This is a genomic window from Mesorhizobium australicum WSM2073 (genome assembly GCF_000230995.2).
GTDB lineage: Bacteria > Pseudomonadota > Alphaproteobacteria > Rhizobiales > Rhizobiaceae > Mesorhizobium > Mesorhizobium australicum.
The window spans coordinates 156,175-173,192 of the sequence record NC_019973.1; the positions used below are offsets into that span (position 1 = coordinate 156,175).

At 64.0% G+C, this 17,018-nt stretch carries 17 protein-coding genes; 7 read left to right on the forward strand and 10 right to left on the reverse strand.

Annotated elements, in window-relative coordinates; genetic code table 11:
• Window positions 1–73: 73 nt before the first annotated feature.
• The 5 genes from MESAU_RS00720 to MESAU_RS00740 all read right to left on the reverse strand — a co-directional run bounded on the left by MESAU_RS00720 (window position 74) and on the right by MESAU_RS00740 (window position 5,295).
• Complete coding sequence (locus MESAU_RS00720) at window positions 74–889, reverse strand: ABC transporter permease (RefSeq protein ID WP_015314128.1); 816 nt, start codon at window positions 887–889, stop codon at window positions 74–76.
• Entirely contained in the window at window positions 879–1,829 is a 951-nt protein-coding gene (locus tag MESAU_RS00725; RefSeq protein ID WP_174361977.1) for an ABC transporter permease, read from the reverse strand. Before MESAU_RS00725 ends, MESAU_RS00720 begins: the two co-directional genes overlap by 11 nt.
• A 14-nt stretch (window positions 1,830–1,843) precedes the next feature.
• A complete protein-coding gene (locus tag MESAU_RS00730) occupies window positions 1,844–2,842 on the reverse strand; it encodes an ABC transporter ATP-binding protein (RefSeq protein ID WP_015314130.1) in 999 nt (332 codons plus the stop codon).
• A gap of 245 nt (window positions 2,843–3,087) precedes the next feature.
• Window positions 3,088–4,242 carry an ABC transporter substrate-binding protein gene (locus MESAU_RS00735; RefSeq protein WP_015314131.1) on the reverse strand — a complete coding sequence of 385 codons (1,155 nt, stop codon included), beginning with the start codon at window positions 4,240–4,242 and terminating at the stop codon, window positions 3,088–3,090.
• 207 nt (window positions 4,243–4,449) lie between these two features.
• Complete coding sequence (locus MESAU_RS00740) at window positions 4,450–5,295, reverse strand: class I SAM-dependent methyltransferase (protein WP_015314132.1); 846 nt, start codon at window positions 5,293–5,295, stop codon at window positions 4,450–4,452.
• 76 nt (window positions 5,296–5,371) lie between these two features.
• Here MESAU_RS00740 and MESAU_RS00745 point away from each other — a divergent pair, with 76 nt between their 5' ends.
• On the forward strand, window positions 5,372–5,863 hold the full coding sequence (locus MESAU_RS00745) for a helix-turn-helix domain-containing protein (protein WP_015314133.1): 492 nt from the start codon (window positions 5,372–5,374) through the stop codon (window positions 5,861–5,863).
• Here the strand turns inward: MESAU_RS00745 and MESAU_RS00750 are convergent.
• The 3 genes from MESAU_RS00750 to MESAU_RS00760 all read right to left on the reverse strand — a co-directional run bounded on the left by MESAU_RS00750 (window position 5,860) and on the right by MESAU_RS00760 (window position 8,073).
• The gene (locus MESAU_RS00750; protein WP_015314134.1) at window positions 5,860–6,765 is read right to left on the reverse strand and encodes a LysR family transcriptional regulator; all 906 of its coding nucleotides are present in this window, start codon (window positions 6,763–6,765) and stop codon (window positions 5,860–5,862) included. The genes MESAU_RS00745 and MESAU_RS00750 overlap by 4 nt on opposite strands.
• 94 nt (window positions 6,766–6,859) lie before the next feature.
• Complete coding sequence (locus MESAU_RS00755; protein ID WP_015314135.1) at window positions 6,860–7,477, reverse strand: DedA family protein; 618 nt, start codon at window positions 7,475–7,477, stop codon at window positions 6,860–6,862.
• The gene (locus tag MESAU_RS00760; protein WP_015314136.1) at window positions 7,474–8,073 is read right to left on the reverse strand and encodes a class I SAM-dependent methyltransferase; all 600 of its coding nucleotides are present in this window, start codon (window positions 8,071–8,073) and stop codon (window positions 7,474–7,476) included. The genes MESAU_RS00755 and MESAU_RS00760 overlap by 4 nt, the downstream gene beginning before the upstream one ends.
• A gap of 299 nt (window positions 8,074–8,372) precedes the next feature.
• Here MESAU_RS00760 and MESAU_RS00765 point away from each other — a divergent pair, with 299 nt between their 5' ends.
• From MESAU_RS00765 to MESAU_RS00780, 4 genes are all read left to right on the forward strand, one after another.
• Window positions 8,373–9,047 (forward strand): response regulator transcription factor, encoded by a 675-nt coding sequence (locus MESAU_RS00765; protein WP_015314137.1) that lies wholly within the window; start codon window positions 8,373–8,375, stop codon window positions 9,045–9,047.
• A gap of 10 nt (window positions 9,048–9,057) precedes the next feature.
• Window positions 9,058–10,419: a sensor histidine kinase gene (locus MESAU_RS00770; protein ID WP_015314138.1), complete on the forward strand. Its 1,362-nt coding sequence runs from the start codon at window positions 9,058–9,060 to the stop codon at window positions 10,417–10,419.
• A gap of 69 nt (window positions 10,420–10,488) precedes the next feature.
• Window positions 10,489–10,938 (forward strand): RrF2 family transcriptional regulator, encoded by a 450-nt coding sequence (locus MESAU_RS00775; RefSeq protein ID WP_015314139.1) that lies wholly within the window; start codon window positions 10,489–10,491, stop codon window positions 10,936–10,938.
• A complete protein-coding gene (locus MESAU_RS00780) occupies window positions 10,928–11,827 on the forward strand; it encodes an NAD(P)/FAD-dependent oxidoreductase (protein ID WP_015314140.1) in 900 nt (299 codons plus the stop codon). The genes MESAU_RS00775 and MESAU_RS00780 overlap by 11 nt, the downstream gene beginning before the upstream one ends.
• Here MESAU_RS00780 and MESAU_RS00785 read toward each other — a convergent pair.
• Window positions 11,824–12,591, reverse strand: coding sequence for a DeoR/GlpR family DNA-binding transcription regulator (locus tag MESAU_RS00785; RefSeq protein WP_015314141.1), 768 nt, complete (start codon window positions 12,589–12,591; stop codon window positions 11,824–11,826). The two genes, MESAU_RS00780 and MESAU_RS00785, sit on opposite strands and share 4 nt — an antisense overlap.
• Window positions 12,592–13,005: 414 nt before the next feature.
• Here MESAU_RS00785 and MESAU_RS00790 point away from each other — a divergent pair, with 414 nt between their 5' ends.
• Both MESAU_RS00790 and MESAU_RS00795 read left to right on the forward strand, forming a co-directional pair.
• Window positions 13,006–13,893 (forward strand): phosphotransferase family protein, encoded by an 888-nt coding sequence (locus tag MESAU_RS00790; RefSeq protein WP_015314142.1) that lies wholly within the window; start codon window positions 13,006–13,008, stop codon window positions 13,891–13,893.
• On the forward strand, window positions 13,890–16,343 hold the full coding sequence (locus tag MESAU_RS00795) for a GcvT family protein (protein WP_015314143.1): 2,454 nt from the start codon (window positions 13,890–13,892) through the stop codon (window positions 16,341–16,343). Before MESAU_RS00790 ends, MESAU_RS00795 begins: the two co-directional genes overlap by 4 nt.
• Here MESAU_RS00795 and MESAU_RS00800 read toward each other — a convergent pair.
• Window positions 16,340–16,972, reverse strand: coding sequence for a class I SAM-dependent DNA methyltransferase (locus MESAU_RS00800; RefSeq protein ID WP_015314144.1), 633 nt, complete (start codon window positions 16,970–16,972; stop codon window positions 16,340–16,342). The genes MESAU_RS00795 and MESAU_RS00800 overlap by 4 nt on opposite strands.
• Window positions 16,973–17,018: the final 46 nt, after the last annotated feature.

Sequence of the window (17,018 nt, forward strand, 5' to 3'; positions counted from 1 at the left end):
TAATTAGTGAGTAGTGAGTAGTTAAAGAGCGGACCAAATCTACTCACTACTCACTACTCACTACTCACTACTTTCATTTGCCCGAACCGGCGATCTGGTCGCCGTCGCGGGTCAAGTAATAGGCAACCAGGATCGGCAGCAGCGTCACCAGCACAACCACCATGGCCACGACATTGGTGACCGGGCGCTGGCGCGGGCGGATCAGTTCCTCCAGCATCCAGATCGGCACGGTCTGCTGCTGGCCGGCGGTGAAGGTGGTGACGATGACCTCATCGAACGAGAGGGCGAAGGCCAGCATGCCGCCTGCGAGCAGTGCGGTGGCGATGTTGGGCAGCACGACATGGCGAAAGGTCTGGAAGCCATCGGCGCCGAGATCCATCGAGGCCTCGATCATCGAACCGGAGGTGCGGCGGAAACGGGCGACCGCGTTGTTGTAGACGACGACCACGCAGAAAGTGGCGTGGCCGAGCACGATCGTCCAGAACGAGAACGGGATTTCGGCCAGCGAAAAGGCCGAGCGCAGCGCGATGCCGGTGATGATCCCGGGCAGCGCGATGGGCAGGATGACCAGCAGCGAGATGGTCTCGCGGCCGAAGAATTTCGTCCGTGACACCGCGGCGGCGCAGAGCGTGCCGAGCAGCAGCGCGATCGCGGTCGAGATGGCGGCGACGCGCACCGACAGCGACAGCGCTTCCCAGACATCGGGCCGGTTCCAGGTGACGGCGAACCATTGCGTGGTCAGCCCGGGCGGCGGCCAGACGAAGCTCTTCTCTTCCGTCGTGAAAGCATAGACGAAGATCAGCAGGATCGGCAGATGCAGGAACAGCAACCCGCAGGCGGCGGCGATCTTCAGGCCGAGGGGAGCGGATTGACCACGGTCAGAGCGCATCGAAAGCCCCCATTCGCTTGGCGCCCCAGAGATAGAAGCCCATGATGACGATGGGCACCACGGTGAAGGCGGCGGCGAGCGGTATGTTGCCGGCGGTGCCTTGCTGCGAGTAGACGGCCTGGCCGATGAAGAGGCGCGAGGTGCCGATGATCTGCGGGATGATGTAGTCGCCCAATGTCAGCGAAAAGGTGAAGATCGAACCGGCGACGATGCCGGGCAGCGCCAGCGGGAATAAGACGTTGCGGAATGTCTGCCCCGGCGAAGCACCGAGATCGGACGAGGCCTCGACCAGATTGCCAGGCACCCGCTCCAGGGCTGCCTGAACGGGGAGGATCATGAACGGCAGCCAGACATACACGAACACGATGAAAGTGCCGGTGAACGACACCGACAGCGAATTGCCGCCGACCACCGGCAGCGACAGCCAGGCGTCGAGCAGCCACAACAGGTTGAGCTTGGCGAGCAGCCAGGTGAGGATGCCTTCCTTGGCCAGGATCAGCTTCCAGGCATAGATCTTGACCAGGTAGCTCGACCACAGCGGCAGCATGACCCCGAGATAGAACAGCGCCTTCCAGCGGCCGCGCGCATAGCGCGCCGCATAGTAGGCGATCGGGAAAGCGATTATGGCGGAGGCAAGCGTGACCAGTGCGGCCATCGTCACCGTACGCAGGATGATGTCGAGATTGGCGGCCTGGAGCAGGTCGCCATAGGTCTTCAGCGTGAATTGGCGATTGATCAGGCCCGAGAACTCGTCGATCGAGAAAAAACTCTGGGCCAGCAGCGCGAACAACGAGCCGATATAGACGATGCCGAGCCACAGCACTGGCGGCAGCAGCATCAGCAGCAGCAGGACTTTTGGCCGGCGCCAGAAGAGGTCGGAGAGCGCACCGCGCATGCCGCCGCTGCCGGGCAGGATGGCGGGCGCCGTGGCACGCGGCATGGTAGCGTCGAGGCTCATACCGGCTCGTCCATCAGGTGCAGATGCTCGCGGTTGAAGGTGAGCATGACCGCCTCACCTTCCGCCGGCAGGGGCGTTCCCGCAGGCACCACGGCGTGCAGTTTCAACCCGTCGGCATCGAGCGCCAGCCTTGTCGTGGCGCCGAGATAGTTGGTCGAGACGAGGCGCGCGGCGACGCCTTCGCCGCTCGCCGCGCGGCCGACACGAATGGATTCAGGGCGCAGGCTGCCCCAGCGGTGCTGGCCGGAATAACGCTGGACGAAATCCGGCGGCAGCACGTTGGAGGAGCCGACGAAATCGGCGACGAAACGCGTGCTCGGCCGCTGATAAATATCCTCGGGCGTGCCGATCTGCATGATCCTGCCATCGTTGAAGACGGCGACGCGATCGGCCATCGACAGCGCCTCGCCCTGATCGTGAGTGACGAAGACGAAGGTGATGCCGAGCGCCTTCTGCAGCGATTTCAGCTCTTCCTGCATGTTTTCGCGCAGCTTGAGGTCGAGCGCGCCGAGCGGCTCGTCGAGCAGCAGCACCTTGGGCTGGTTGACCAGGGCACGGGCGAGCGCGACACGCTGGCGCTGGCCCCCGGAAAGCTGGCCGGGCCGGCGCGCGCCATAGCCAGGCAGCCGCACCAGCGAGAGCGCTTCTTCCGCCGCCTTGTGCCGCTCGGCCTTGCCGACACGCTTGACCATCAGCCCGTAGGCGACGTTGTCGAGCACGTTGAGATGCGGGAACAGCGCGTAGTCCTGGAACACGGTATTGACGTTGCGGCGGTAGGGCGGCACGCCCTCGGCCCGCTCGCCGAAGATCGAGATCGAACCCGCCGTCGGCTGCTCGAAGCCGGCGATGAGACGCAGGCACGTGGTCTTGCCCGAACCAGACGGCCCGAGCATGGCGAAGAATTCGCCGGGCGCGATGTCGAGATCGACAGCGTCGACAGCGCGAACGCTGCCGAAATGGCGCGAGGCTTTTTGAAAGGAAACGGCTGATGTCATGGGGTGTCCTGATCTTTCAGGCTCATCAAATTTTCAGGCGATCGCGCCGCCCCTCGTTCGCCTGCCGGCACCTTCTCCCCGTATAGTGACGAGGAGAAGGAAGCTGGTCGCGATATTGGCGCTTATTCTGCAACGTTGGTAGTTGGCGAAACCATTGATAACAGCGTCTTTCTCCCCGCCTCTATACGGGGAGAAATGTCCGGCAGGACAATGAGGGGCAGCGCCAAGCTCTCAGCAAAGCGCGATTACCGTCCGCCGATGACGCCGATATAGTCCGATACCCAGCGATAATAGGGCACGCACTGGTCGTTCTGGGTGGCGCATTTGGAAACCGGCGTCTTCCAGAACTTGATCTTGTCGAAATTGTCGTAGCCGTTGGTCTTGCAGCCTTCCTCGCCGAGCAGCTCGTTGCCCTTGCAGGCGGCCGGCACGACCGGCAGCGAGCCGAACCAGGCGGAGACATCGCCCTGCACCTTCGGCGCCAGCGAATGCTCGAGCCACATATAGGCGCAGTTCGGGTGTGCCGCGTCGGCCTCCATCATGGTGGTGTCGGCCCAGCCGGTGACACCTTCTTCCGGCACGGTCGAGGCGACCGGCTTCTTGGCGGCGACCAGCGTGTTGACCTGGTACGGCCACGAGCCTGATGCAACGACGCCTTCGTTCTGGAAATCGTCGACCTGGATGGCGGCGTCGTGCCAGTAGCGGCCAACCAGCGTGCGCTGGACGCGCAGCAATTCGAGCGCCGCCTTGTACTGGTCCTCGTTCAATTCGTAGGGATCCTTGATGCCGAGTTCCGGCTTGTGGAACATCAAATAATTGGCGGCATCCGCTATATGGATCGGTCCGTCATAGGCCTGGACGCGGCCTTTGTTGGACTTGCCATCCGGCAGCTTCATCTCCTCGAAGACGACGTTCCAGCTCTTCGGTGCTTCCTTGAAGACTTCGGTGTTGTACATCAGGATGTTGGGACCCCACTGATAGGGGACGCCGTAATGCACCTTGTCGACGGTGAACCAGGGCGCGTCCTTCAGCCGGTCGTCCACCGTCTTCCAACTCGGGATGAGATCGGTGTTGATCGGCTGCACGCGCTTGCCGGCGACGAGCCGCAGCGAGGCATCGCCCGAAGCTGTGACGAGGTCGAAGCCGCCCTCGTTCATCAGCGAGACCATTTCATCCGAGGTGTTGGCGGTCTTGACGTTGACCTTGCAACCGCTCTCCTTCTCGAAGGCGCTCACCCAGTCATAGCCCTTGTCGGTCTCGCCGCGCTCGATGTAGCCCGGCCAGGCGACGATGTTGACCTGACCTTCGCCCTTGCCGAGTTCCTTCACCTGGGCGATGGCCTGACCGGAGAAGGTCAGCGCGACCGTCAAGGCAGTGCACGACTTCAGGAATGAATGCATATCGATCTCCCATTTTGGCACGTGATCCTGAAACCGCTCCGGTTGTCGCCAGATCACGCGCGGACTGAAAAACTTGTCAGCTCGTCCGTTGGACTTGACGCCACTCTGATGGCAGCTTTGGTCCTTCCAACGGAAGGTGCTTTGAAAATCCCGGTTTCGCAAATTCATTTATCAGAAGGCCGATATCGGTTTTTCCGATATACTCCCTCAGGCCAGCGCCGTCACCAGCCAGCAGGCGGCGTTGAAACGAGCCTGACCATCCTTTACGAAAGGGGCGAAGGCAGCAGGCAACACCGTGATAATTTTTTCGGCCGTCGCCTGGTCGGCCTCGCGCAGCGCGGCGGCGAGCGGCCCTAGCCGGGTGGCATACATCATCAGATCCCCTTCGGCGATCTTACATGGTAAGTTCGCCTGTCTGACGTCGATTGACGACCAGCCGCTCGCTTCAAGTATCCGCTTCACCTTGGCGCCGTCGGCAAAGGCAAACTGCCCCGGCGCATCGGGGTCTGGCGCGGGTGCGGTCGGCAGGAAAGGCGCAGCCGCTCGCGCGGCGGTCGTCATGAAATCATTCTCCGCCGGACTGCGCCAGGCAACAAAGGCGAGTTTGCCACCGCGCCTCGCTGCCTGTCTTATGTTGGAGAGCGCGGCCACGGGATCATCGAAGAACATGATACCAAAGCGCGAGACAACAGCGTCGAAGCGACCTGATTCGAACGCATACGTCTGGGCATCGCCCACTTCAAAACTTGCGTTTGCCACCTCTTCCGCCTGCGTGCGTTCTGTCGCCAGAGCGACAAGCGGCTGCGAAATGTCCAGCCCAACACAACGTCCGTTGTTGCCGACGCGGCGCGCCATCGCCAGAGTTGTCGCGCCGGCGCCGCAGCCGATGTCCAGGACGTTGCCCCCTTCCCGGGGATAGCCGGCATCGACTACCAGCCGCTCGAACGGCGCCAGAATCTCGTCAAGGATCGGCTGCATTTCGACCCAGGCCTTTCCGCTGGCGTCGTTCCAGAGCGCGGCTTGCCGTGTGTTTGGCTGTGCGGATCGCGACATAACGGACCTCACTTTTCTGTTGCTCTCACCAATCGTCGCCATCACTTTACGAGTTCAAGCCGACTTGAGGTCAAGCATGAAAGATATGGACATTGCCGAAGTGTCGCGCCGCACCGGCGTACCCGCATCGACACTTCGTTACTACGAGGAGAAGGGCCTAATTGCTTCGATCGGCCGTCGCGGCCTGCGCCGCTTGTTCGATCCGGCTGTCCTGGAACGGCTCGCCTTGATTGGGCTTGGACGCGCGGGCGGATTCGCACTGGACGAGATTTCCGCGATGCTGACGCCCGACGGCCTGCCGAAAATGGATCGGGCGCGCCTGGATGCGAAGGCCAACGAACTGGACCACACCATCCAGCGCCTGACCGCGATCCGGGAGGCTCTGCGTCACGCCGCCCGATGCCCCGCCGCTCGGCCGATGGAGTGTCCGACGTTTCGCCGCGCCGTCAGGCTTGCCGGCGCCGGCCGCTTCGAGGTTGCTCCGCTCGGGCCTTTCAAAGCGGAGCCGGTTCCCGCCACAAAGCGCAAGCGCAAGACTGGCGGCGTCGCCGGGAGCAGACCACACTAGCGGCGCACCGTCCGCTGCGACTGGGCAAGACCCACAAAATCGCGCGCCGCGGCGGCCAAGCCAGATCCCCGCCGCCAGACCATGCCAACCTGCACCACCGGCAAGGAACCGGAAATGTCGCGCGATTCGATGCGGTCGCCCTCCAGCGACCAGGGTCGGTAGACGAGGTCAGGCAGCAGCGCCACGCCGGCCCCGGTGGCGACGAGGCTGCGAACGGCCTCCACGGAACGGGTGCGGAAGGCGACATGCGGCCTGGCGCCGATCGCCGTCAGCAGCTTGCCGGTGTTTTCCTCGATCTCGTCAACGGTCAGCATGATCAGCGGTTCGGAGGCGATATCGCCGATGCCGATAATGTCGGCGCCAGCCAGGGGATGGCCGAGCGGCAGCCACAGCCGGTAAGCCGAGACTTCGAGGATTTCCGATTGCAGTGCGGTGCGGTCGCGCAAATTGGAGGTGACCATGACGGCAATGTCCAGCTTGCCGCCGATCAGGAGATGTTCGAGGTAGTCGCCATTGTCCTCGATGGCCGAGACCTCGACGCCGGGATAGGCGCGGCGGTAGCGTGAAAGCAGGTCCGACAGCACATAGCCGGCGACCAGTGAGGTGACGCCCAGTTGCAGCCGCCCGCCCGCCACGGCCTGCTCGCCGGAAAAAGAACGGCGGGCGTCGGACACATCGGCGAGAATCTTTGTCGCGTGGCGCAGGAACTGGTGACCCTTGTGGGTGATGTTGAGGCCGCGCGGATGGCGCTCGAACAGTTCGACGCCAAGATCGCTTTCAAGTTCCTTGATCGCCTCGGTGACCGACGACTGCGAGATGGAGAGGTTTTGCGCCGCGCGCGATACCGTGCCTTGCTCGGCGACGGCGATGAAGAACTGCAACTGCCGGATGGTGAAGGCCATGGCCGGACTAAACACCGCCGCAACCGCGAAGAAAAGCCGATGGCGACGCTTATCCCATGGCTGGATGTCCCATGGCTGAATGTCTGGCCGTGGCTCAGCCGAGCATCGGCCGGATGCGCCGCCAGCATGCCGGGCCGTAGCGCAAGGCAAGCATGAATGCCGTTTCCAGCGCCAGGACAATAGCGATGATGCGAAAGCCGACGGCGAGCGGGCTCTGGCCGCTGCCATGCAGCGCATAGCCTGTAAGCAGAAATCCGGCATTCCAGAGCGTGGCTCCGGCTACCGTCGCGACCACGAAAGGTAAGGCTGGCAGGCAGAGCGCGCCGGCCGCGATCGGCAAATAGTTGCGCACCGTCGGAATGAACTGCGCCAGCAGGGAAACCCTGACATGGTTGCGGCGATAGGCTTGGCCAAGCTTGCGGTAGGTCTCGGGGCGCAAGAAGACATATCTGCCGAACCGCTCGACCAGCCTGTCGGCGCGATCGATTCCGATCCGGCGGCCGACAGTGTACCAGACGAGACAGCCTGTCGTTGAGGCCAGCGTGGTCACGCCAAGCAGAATTGCCAGCGTCCCATCGTCAGGCGCCGCCGTCATGCCGAGGAACAGCAGCAGCACATGCGAGGGCGGGATCGGCAGAATCTTCTCGGTAAAGGCGAGGCAGAAGACGCCGAACAGGCCGAAGCCGAGAATGGCCGACAATGGTCCCGTCATGCGAAGCGCCAGTCGTAGGTTCCTGACGTCTTGAGCCTGGCGATGCGATAGACCGTCGCCGGCGGGAAGTTGCGAAAGGTGTGGCCAACCCGCGTAACCCCGAGATCGAGCCTGTCGAGCAGCGACTGGTCGAATGGGCAGCGCCGTCCGAGCGTGAACTGGTAGAGCGCTCCGCCGGGGCGAAGGTTGGCGAAAACACCTTCGAGAATGGCAAATGTCCTGCGCGGCGAAATCAGCCGGAAAGGCAAGCCGCTGACGGCGGCGCCAATCGCAGGCCGGTGGAAGAGCGAGAGATGGCGCAGACCGACGGCGTCCATTTCGAAAATCCGGGCAGCAGGAAAACGACGCATGAGCAGTGCGGCGAAATCCGGATCGGATTCGATCAGCGTCAAATCTTCCTCCTTCACCCCGCGCGACAGCAGCGCCCTCGTGAACGGCCCGGTTCCCGGACCGAGTTCCAGCACGGGGCCAGTCTCGGGTCCAATGTCACGGGTCATCAATGCCGCCAGGCTGGAGCTGGACGGCGTGACGGAGCCGACCCTGAACGGCGCGACGGTCCACGCCATGAGAAAAGACAGAGCATCATTTGCGGGCATGGTAACCTCGATCCCGGACAACATCACGCCAACCAGTTTGGTGTGCCCACGTGGTTTCGTTTCAGCGCCATTTGGTTTCGAGCGTCAGGCCCGACCTGTTGCATATTCGGGCCTGACGCCGTCACGTCGGCGCGAGCGATTCGTGCCGACCCGGCGTTGTTTGCCGCGATTGGGTTGCATAGACATTGCGCAATTTCGCTGAGGCAAGAAAGTGCCTGTCGACCGCAGTCCTTCGGCTTTGCCATGTTCACGCAATGTTGGCGCGGTAGCGCCCGACGCGGTGTTCTGAGGGATTGTCGATGCGTATCTTGCTGGTCGAAGACGAACCCGAGATGGTCTCGGCCCTGCGGGCCGCGCTGAAGCGCCACGACATGGTGGTCGATCACGCCGGCACATTGCTGGAGGCGGAGGGGTTCGTTGCCGTCGACAGCTATGACGCCATCCTGCTCGACCGCCAGTTGCCGGATGGCGACGGGCTGTCGCTGGTGCCGAGACTGCGTTCGGCCAGGAACACCACGCCCGTGCTGGTGCTGACGGCGAGAGGCGACACGTCGGACAAGGTCAATGGGCTGGACATGGGCGCGGACGATTATCTGGCAAAGCCATTCGCGTTCGAGGAACTGCTTGCCCGGTTGCGCGCGCTGCTCAGGCGCCCGGCGCCGCTGCAGTCGCAGTTCATCCGGGCCGGCGATCTGGTGCTCGACGTCGGACATCGCGAAGCGTCGATCCGTGCCGAACCGCTCAGCCTGCCGCGCCGCGAACTCCTTGTGCTGGAGGCTCTGATGCGCCGCACCGGCCGCATGGTGCAGCGCGAGGCGCTGATGGAGGCGGTGTTCGGTCTCGACGACGAGATCCAGTCCAACGCGCTCGACACGCATGTCTCGCGCCTGCGCCGCAAGCTCGCCGATGCCAATGCCGGGGTGACGATCAACGGCATTCGCGGCGTCGGCTATCTCCTGCGCGAGACGACATGAGCGCCAAGCGATGAGCCTCAAGCGCCCGCATTCGCTGAAATGGAGCTTGGTGCTGCGCATCGCCTTGCTGCAATGCGCCATGCTGACCCTGATCATCGTCGGCATTCTCGGCGCCATGCTGGCCACCGGCCTTATCCCGCACGATTACGAGGACGGCACGATGGACGTGCTGGCGGATGCGGTGACACGCGATGCCGGCGGCAAGTTGGTTCTGCGCGAGACCTCGGACCTGACGAAGCTGCGGTCAGGTGTTCCCGACCTCTGGTTCATCATTCGAGACAAGCAGGGGCAAAGGCTGCAAGAGGGGACCGTGCCGCCCACCTTCCAGCCTTTCACCGGACTGCTCGACACGATCAGCGACGCCCGTATCGACCATGCAATCGGACAAGCCGCGCCGCCGGAGGGAAAGATCCGCTGGACCGACACGATGGCCGGCAACGTCCAGATTTTCAGCGGCACCAAGGGCGGGCTTTCGCTGCTGCGTCTGCTCGGCCAGGCGCCGCAATTCTTCCTGCAGGGCATATTGCCGCTCGCCGGGCTGATGGCGCTGGCCACGCTGTTCGCGACGCCATGGGTGGTGCGTGGCGCTTTGTCGGGCCTTGGCCATGCGGCGGCCGAGGCTGAGCGCATCGACATCGACCAGCGCGGCGTGCAGTTGCCGCTGAAGGACGTGCCCGCGGAAGTGACGCCGCTGGTCAAGGCCGTGAATGCTGCCCTTGCGCGCCTCGACAAGGGCTATGAGCGCCACAAGCGCTTCCTCACCGACGCCGCCCATGAGCTCAGGACACCGGTCGCCATCCTCAACACGCGCCTGGCCTCGCTGCCTACGACACCGGAGCGGGCACGGCTGCTGCAGGACGCGGCCAGGCTTTCAACGCTGACCGACCAGTTGCTCGACCTGCAGCGCCTCGACCGGCAGACGTCGCCGTTCGAAGCGGTCGATCTCGTGGCGACCGCGCGCGGCGTTATCGTCGACCTCGCGCCGATGGCGTTTTCTGCCGGTTACGAAATGTCGTTCGAGCCGGAACGGGACACGATTTTCGCCACCGGAGACCGCACCGCCATCGAGCGCGCGGTGACCAACATCGTCCAGAACGCCATCGAGCATGGCGGCCGCGCTGGCAAGATCACCGTCGGCGTCACAACGCCCGCCATCATCGAGGTCCGGGACGAAGGCGACGGCGTCCCGCCGGGCGAGCGGGAGCGCATCTTCGAGCCCTTCTATCGGCTGCGCCCGCAGGATCATGGCGCCGGCCTCGGCCTCAATCTCGTGCAGGAAATCATGTATCTCCATGGCGGCCGCATCGATATCCTCGATGGCAAGCCCAGCGGCGCCTGCTTCAGGATGAGTTTTCGCGCTTTACCCGTTTAGCCTTGCCGCCAACCTCGCAAGGCCGCTGGTGCGTTTGACATTGCGATAAATCGTAACTAACTAAGTTGCATGAAACGCAATAGCCGACTGTCCTCCACTCTGCACATCCTCGTTCACATGGCCGAGGAGCCCGAGCAGGCGCTGACCTCCGAGCAGCTTGCCACCTTCATCCATACCAATCCGGTGGTGGTGCGCCGGACCATCGCAGGCTTGCGCGACGCGGGCATCGTCACCTCGTCACGCGGACATGGCGGCGGCTGGCTGCTCGGGCGCGCGCCCGAGAACATTTCACTGGCCGAGATCAGCCTTGCCCTTGGCGAGACGCTGCTGCCGTTCAGCACCGAACCGGAAAGCCCGGGCTGTCTCGTCGAGCAAGCGGTGATCGCCGTGCTCGACGATTTTCGCATCGCGGCCGAGAAGCTGCTGGCGGAGAAGCTCAGCCGCATCACGCTGGCCGACCTGACAGCCGATTTTCACCGTCGTTTCGACCTCGTTGGAGTTTCCAGCCATGCAGTATGATCTTGCCGTTATCGGCGGCAGCTTCGCCGGCCTGTCCGCCGCCATGCAGGCGGCGCGGGCGCGGCGCACCGTGCTGGTGATCGACGCCGGCCAGCCGCGCAACCGCTTTGCCGCGCATTCGCACGGCTTTCTCGGCCAGGACGGACGCACGCCTGGAGCGATCCTGGACGATGCAAGGCGGCAATTGCTTGCCTACCCGACGGCCAGGCTTGCGACCGCACGGGCGGACAAAGCCATTGCCAACAGCAGCAGCGATTTCGAAATCACCACCGATGGCGGCGAGACATTCGGCGCCGCACGACTGGTGCTGGCAACCGGCGTGCGCGACATCCTGCCGGAGGTTCCCGGGCTTGCCGAGCAATGGGGCAGAACCGTGCTGCATTGCCCCTATTGCCACGGCTACGAGGTTTCCACCGGGCCGCTCGGCGTGCTCGCGACCGGCCCGATGTCCATGCATCAGGCGCAACTGATTTCCGATTGGGGCGACATCACGCTGTTCGGCAACGGACTGATCAAGCCCGATGCCGACGAGATGCATGCGCTTGAGAGCAGGAATGTAAGGTTCGAGCCCGCGACGGTCAACGAACTGAGCGATGATGGCTCCGGCGGCTTGGTTGTCCATCTCGTCGATGGCCGGCAGGCTGGCGTCAAGGCGATATTCACCGCGCCACGCAACACGATGGCGAGCCCGCTGGCCGAACAACTCGGCTGCGGCCTCAAGGACGGCCTGCTCGGCCCGATGATATCAGTCGATGACCGGCAGCAAACGACGGTTCCCGGCGTCTATGCCGCCGGTGACGCGGCACGTGCGATGCACAACATCGCCTTCGCCGTGTCGGGCGGCACCTTCGCGGGCGTGTGCGCCCACCAGTCGCTGGTCTTCGGCTAAATTCCGCCGGCCACGCTGAGGCGCGCCCCGGCTTGCGCCAGTGCCGCGGCAATGTCGTGCGGCGGCGCGCGGTCGGTGGCGAGTTCGGAAAAGCCGTCGAAGCCGCAGACCTGGACCAGGCCATGGCGGCCGAACTTCGTGTGGTCAGTGACGACCAGCGAGCGCTGGCCCCGCGACAGCACCATGCGGGCGAATTCCGCCTCGTCCAGATCAAAGTCCATGACACCCGTCACCGCATCCACGGCGCCGGTGGAGATGATGGCGTGGCTGACCGAGAAGCGGCTGACGAACTCGATGGCCGACGTCCCGAACGCGGCGCCTGAATCGCTGCGCAGCTCGCCGCCGGCCATATAGACCTTGTTGCCGTTGATGGTGGCCAGGGTGCGGGCGATGTCGGACGAGTTGGTGACGACCGTCAGGCGCCGGTGGCCGAGCAGTTCGCGCGCCAGGAACGAGGTCGTGGTGCCGGTGTCGAGCATGATCGATTCGCCGTCGCGGATAGTGGCCGCGACCGCGCGGGCAATGCTTCGCTTGGCGTCGGCATGCTCGCGCATGCGCCGTTCGAACGGCGCTTCGCCGACCATCGACGGCAGGCCGATGGCGCCATGCATCTTCAGAACCGAGCCGTCGCCGGTGAGCGGCTTGACGTCGCGGCGCACGGTCTCGAGCGAAACGCCCAACCGGTCGGCCAGGCTGGCGATAGTGACGGTTCCCTCTTCCTGCAGCAGCCGCAGGATCTCGCCATGCCGTTTCGAGTGGTTCATATGGGCGTCCCAAATGACCGTTTCTAAGGCATTCTTAGCGCTTTTAAAGGAGCTGCCCATGCTTTCGGGCAAAACACCCAAAAAAAGTCACATCTTTTCATTGACAGAAGAGCAACCCCGGCGTGAAATCCATCTTCAACGGGTTCGGAACTGCAGCGGGATGGTAATTGGCAGAGCCGCAATTCACTGACCCCAGGCAGCCTGTAACGTGTCTGGCGCAAGGAATTTTCAGATCCGCGGGGGCGGATGCCGGGCTCATAAACCTGGCCAAGGGGCTCGTCGGTGCGGTGCGGGATACCGATCCTGGCATCCCGCACCGACGAGATTGTTTGCGTTTCACCACGCCGCCGTTGCGCGGCCCATGGCGCCATACCGAAGCCCAGCAAACCAGGCCTGCCAACCAGGGATGATCCCGTGATTGCCGAAGACCGCATCCACGCCCTGCCGTGCTGGACGGGCGCCATCGAGATCGCGCCGCTGCCCGGCGGCCTGAGCAACGCCAATTATGTGGTCACCGATGCGGCCGGCAAACATGTGGTGCGTTTCGGCCAGGATTATCCGTTCCACCATGTCTTCCGCGAACGGGAGGTGATGACCGCGCGGGCGGCTCACGCGGCGGGCTTCGCACCGGCGGTCCGTTACGCCGAACCGGGGATCATGGTGACGGCGTTTCTTGGCGCCAGAACCTATCTGGCCGAGGACGTGCGCGCCAATCTCGGCCGCGTCGCGACGCTGATGCGCGGCTTTCACCGCGAGATGCCCAACCATATCTCCGGCGCCGGCTTCATGTTCTGGGTGTTCCACGTCATCCGCGACTATGCACGCACGCTGGACGAGGGCAACAGCCGCAAGCGCGGTGACCTGCCGCGCTTTCTGGTGTTGGCCGACGAACTGGAGCGCGCCCAGAAATTGCTGCCGATCGTCTTTGGCCACAATGATCTTTTGCCGGCCAACATTCTGGACGACGGCGGCAGGCTTTGGCTGATCGATTTCGAATATGCCGGCTTCAATACGGCGATGTTCGACCTTGCCGGCGTCGCCTCGAACGCGGGCATGAGCGATGAGGAATCCTTCGCCTTCCTGACCGCCTATTTCATGAAGGAACCGGACGAGGCGATCCGCCGCTCGCACGCCGCCATGCAATGTGCCTCGCTGCTGCGCGAGGCGATGTGGAGCATGGTGTCGGAGCTCTATCTCGACGCCCCCGGGATCGATTACGTCGCCTACACCGAGGAAAACCTGGCGCGGCTCGACGCGGCGCTGGAAAACTACCGGATAAAATACGGGATCCTGAAATCATGACCTTGCCTAGCCAGGCCGAGATCGTCGTCATCGGCGGCGGCATCATCGGCTGTTCGACGGCCTATCATCTGGCGCGTGACCACAAGGCCGACGTGGTGCTGCTCGAACAGGGCAAGCTGACCTCGGGCTCGACCTGGCATGCAGCCGGCCTGGTCGGCCAATTGCGCTCGTCGGCCTCGATCACGCGAGTACTGAAATACTCGGTCGACCTCTACAAGGGGCTGGAAGCCGAAACCGGTCTTGCCACCGGCTGGAAGATGACGGGGTGCCTCAGGCTCGCCACCAATGCCGACCGCTGGACCGAATACAAACGGCTGGCGACCACGGCGAAAAGCTTCGGCATGGACATGCAGCTGCTGTCTCCGGCGGAGGTCAAGGCGATGTGGCCCTTGATGGAGACCGGCGATCTCGTCGGCGCCTCCTGGCTGCCGACCGACGGCCAGGCGAGCCCTTCCGACATCACGCAGTCGCTGGCCAAGGGCGCGCGCATGCACGGCGCCAATCTCTACGAGGACGTGCGCGTCACGGGTTTCGAGATGAAGGGCGACCGCATCACGGCGGTGAAGACCAATCAAGGCGACATCGCTTGCGACAAGGTCGTGAACTGCGCCGGGCAATGGGCGCGGCAGGTCGGCGCGATGGCCGGCATCAACGTGCCGCTGCAGCCGGTCAAGCACCAGTATATCATCACCGAGAAAATCGCGGGGCTGGGAACCGACGCGCCGACGCTGCGCGACCCCGATCGGCGCACCTATTTCAAGGAGGAGGTCGGCGGGCTGGTGATGGGCGGCTATGAGCCGAACCCGCAAGCCTGGACGACCAATCTTCCCGGGGGCGACGTGCCCAATGATTGGGAGTTCCGGCTGTTCGACGACGACTACGATCATTTCGAGCAGCACATGGCGCAGGCGATCGCGCGGGTGCCGGCGCTGGAGACGGTCGGTGTCAAGCAGATGATCAACGGATCGGAAAGCTTCACGCCGGACGGCAATTTCATCCTCGGTGTGGCGCCCGAATGCCCCAACATGTTCGTCGGCGCTGGCTTCAACGCCTTCGGCATCGCCTCGGGCGGCGGGGCCGGCTGGGTGCTGGCGCAATGGGTGGTCGACGGCGAGGCGCCACTCGACCTTTGGGTGGTCGACATCAGGCGTTTTTCCAACCTGCACCGCGACCGGCAATGGGTGAGCGAACGTACGCTGGAAGCCTATGGCAAGCATTACGCGATCGGCTTCCCGCACGAGGAACACACCAGCGGCCGGCCGCGCATCGTCTCCCCGCTCTACGACAGACTGAAAGCACATCGCGCCGTGTTCGGCTCCAAGCTCGGCTGGGAACGGCCGAACTGGTTCGCGCCGGAGGGCGTCGAGCCGAAGGACATCTATTCGATGGGCCGGCAGAACTGGTTCGCCGCCGTCGGCGACGAACATCGGCACGTGCGCGAGCATGTCGGTATCTTCGACCAGTCGTCCTTCGCCAAGTACGAGCTGAGCGGGCCCGACGCGGCGAGAGCCTTGGACTGGATCTGCGCCAACGATGTCGGCAAGCCGGTCGGCCGGCTGACCTACACGCAACTCCTCAACTCGCGCGGCGGCATCGAGGCCGACCTGACCGTGTCGCGGCTGGCCGAGGAAAAATTCTACATCGTCACTGGCACGGGTTTCCGCACCCATGATGCCTCGTGGATCAGCGACCATATTGGCCACGGCCTCGATGCACAGCTCGCCGATGTCACCGAGGATTTCGGCACGCTGTCGCTGATGGGACCGCGCGCCCGCGACGTGCTTTCAGCGGTCACCGATGCGGATGTGTCGAATGCCGGCTTCCCGTTCGGCCATGTGCGCGAGATCACAATAGCCGGTCACACAGTCCGGGCGCTGCGCGTCACCTATGTCGGCGAACTGGGCTGGGAACTGCATGTGCCGATCGCCGCTACCGGCGAAGTCTTCGACGCGCTGATGGCGGCCGGCGGGAAGCACGAGATCCGGCCGGTCGGCTACCGCGCGCTGGAATCGCTGCGGCTGGAAAAGGGCTATCGCGCCTGGGGCTTCGACATCACGCCCAACGACACACCGCTGGAAGCTGGGCTCGGCTGGGCGGTCAAGCTGCGCAAGAACACCGACTTCGTCGGACGGCGCGCACTCGAGAAGATTGGCGGCGCCTCGCTGAAGAAGCGCTTTGCCGGCTTCACGGTCGACGATCCGGAGATCGTGCTCGTCGGACGCGAGACCATCCTGCGCGATGGCCAACCGGTCGGCTATCTCACCAGCGGCGGCTACGGCTACACGGTGGGAAAGAACATCGGCTACGGTTATGTGCGCAACGCTGACGGAGCAAGCGATGATCTTCTCGCCTCGGGCAGCTATGAACTTGTGGTGGCGATGGAGCGGACGCCGGCTCAAATCCATCTTGAGCCGCTATACGACCCGGCAATGGAGCGCGTGAAGGCTTAACTCACGCGCAAAGCGAGGCCACGGCTGGGGACGGTATCGGCCTCGCCTGGCATTGAGACATATGGTCGTGTTTCCTCGACCCGCGTGACCAGGCCTTGTGCCTCGAGTTCGGCGATGCGCGCGGCAAAACCGTGATCCCACAACGTGTTCTTGATCGTCAGCACGATCACCCCACCCGGCCGGCAGATGCGGATCAGTTCGTCCAGTCCCTCGGCGCCGACATGGCCGGAGGTAAAGACGCCGGCCGAGATGATGCCGGCATAAGTGCTGTCGGCAAATGGCAAGGCGCCGCCGAGCGCCAGACAATGCAGCGCCGAATAGACGCCCTTGCGCGCGGCTTGATCCAGCATGCCTTGCGAGATATCCAGCGCCTCGACCTGGGGATAGCCGGCAATATCGAGCCACTCGCCGATCAGCCCGGTACCGGCCCCGGCGTCGAGCAGCGGGGCTGCCCCGCGCGGCAGATGGCGGGCGAGCAAAGCAAGGCAGATGGTCGGGTGGCGGTAGCCGGCTGCCGACATGTCGGCGTCGTAGGTTTGCGACCAGCGGTCGTACAGTGCGGCCACCTCTTCCGGGCGCTTGGCCGCGTAGACCTCGCCGAGCGCGCCTTGATGTTTGCTGTCCGCCACTGTCCACCATCCCTCGTCTCGCCGCGATGATAGCCAAACGGCGAAA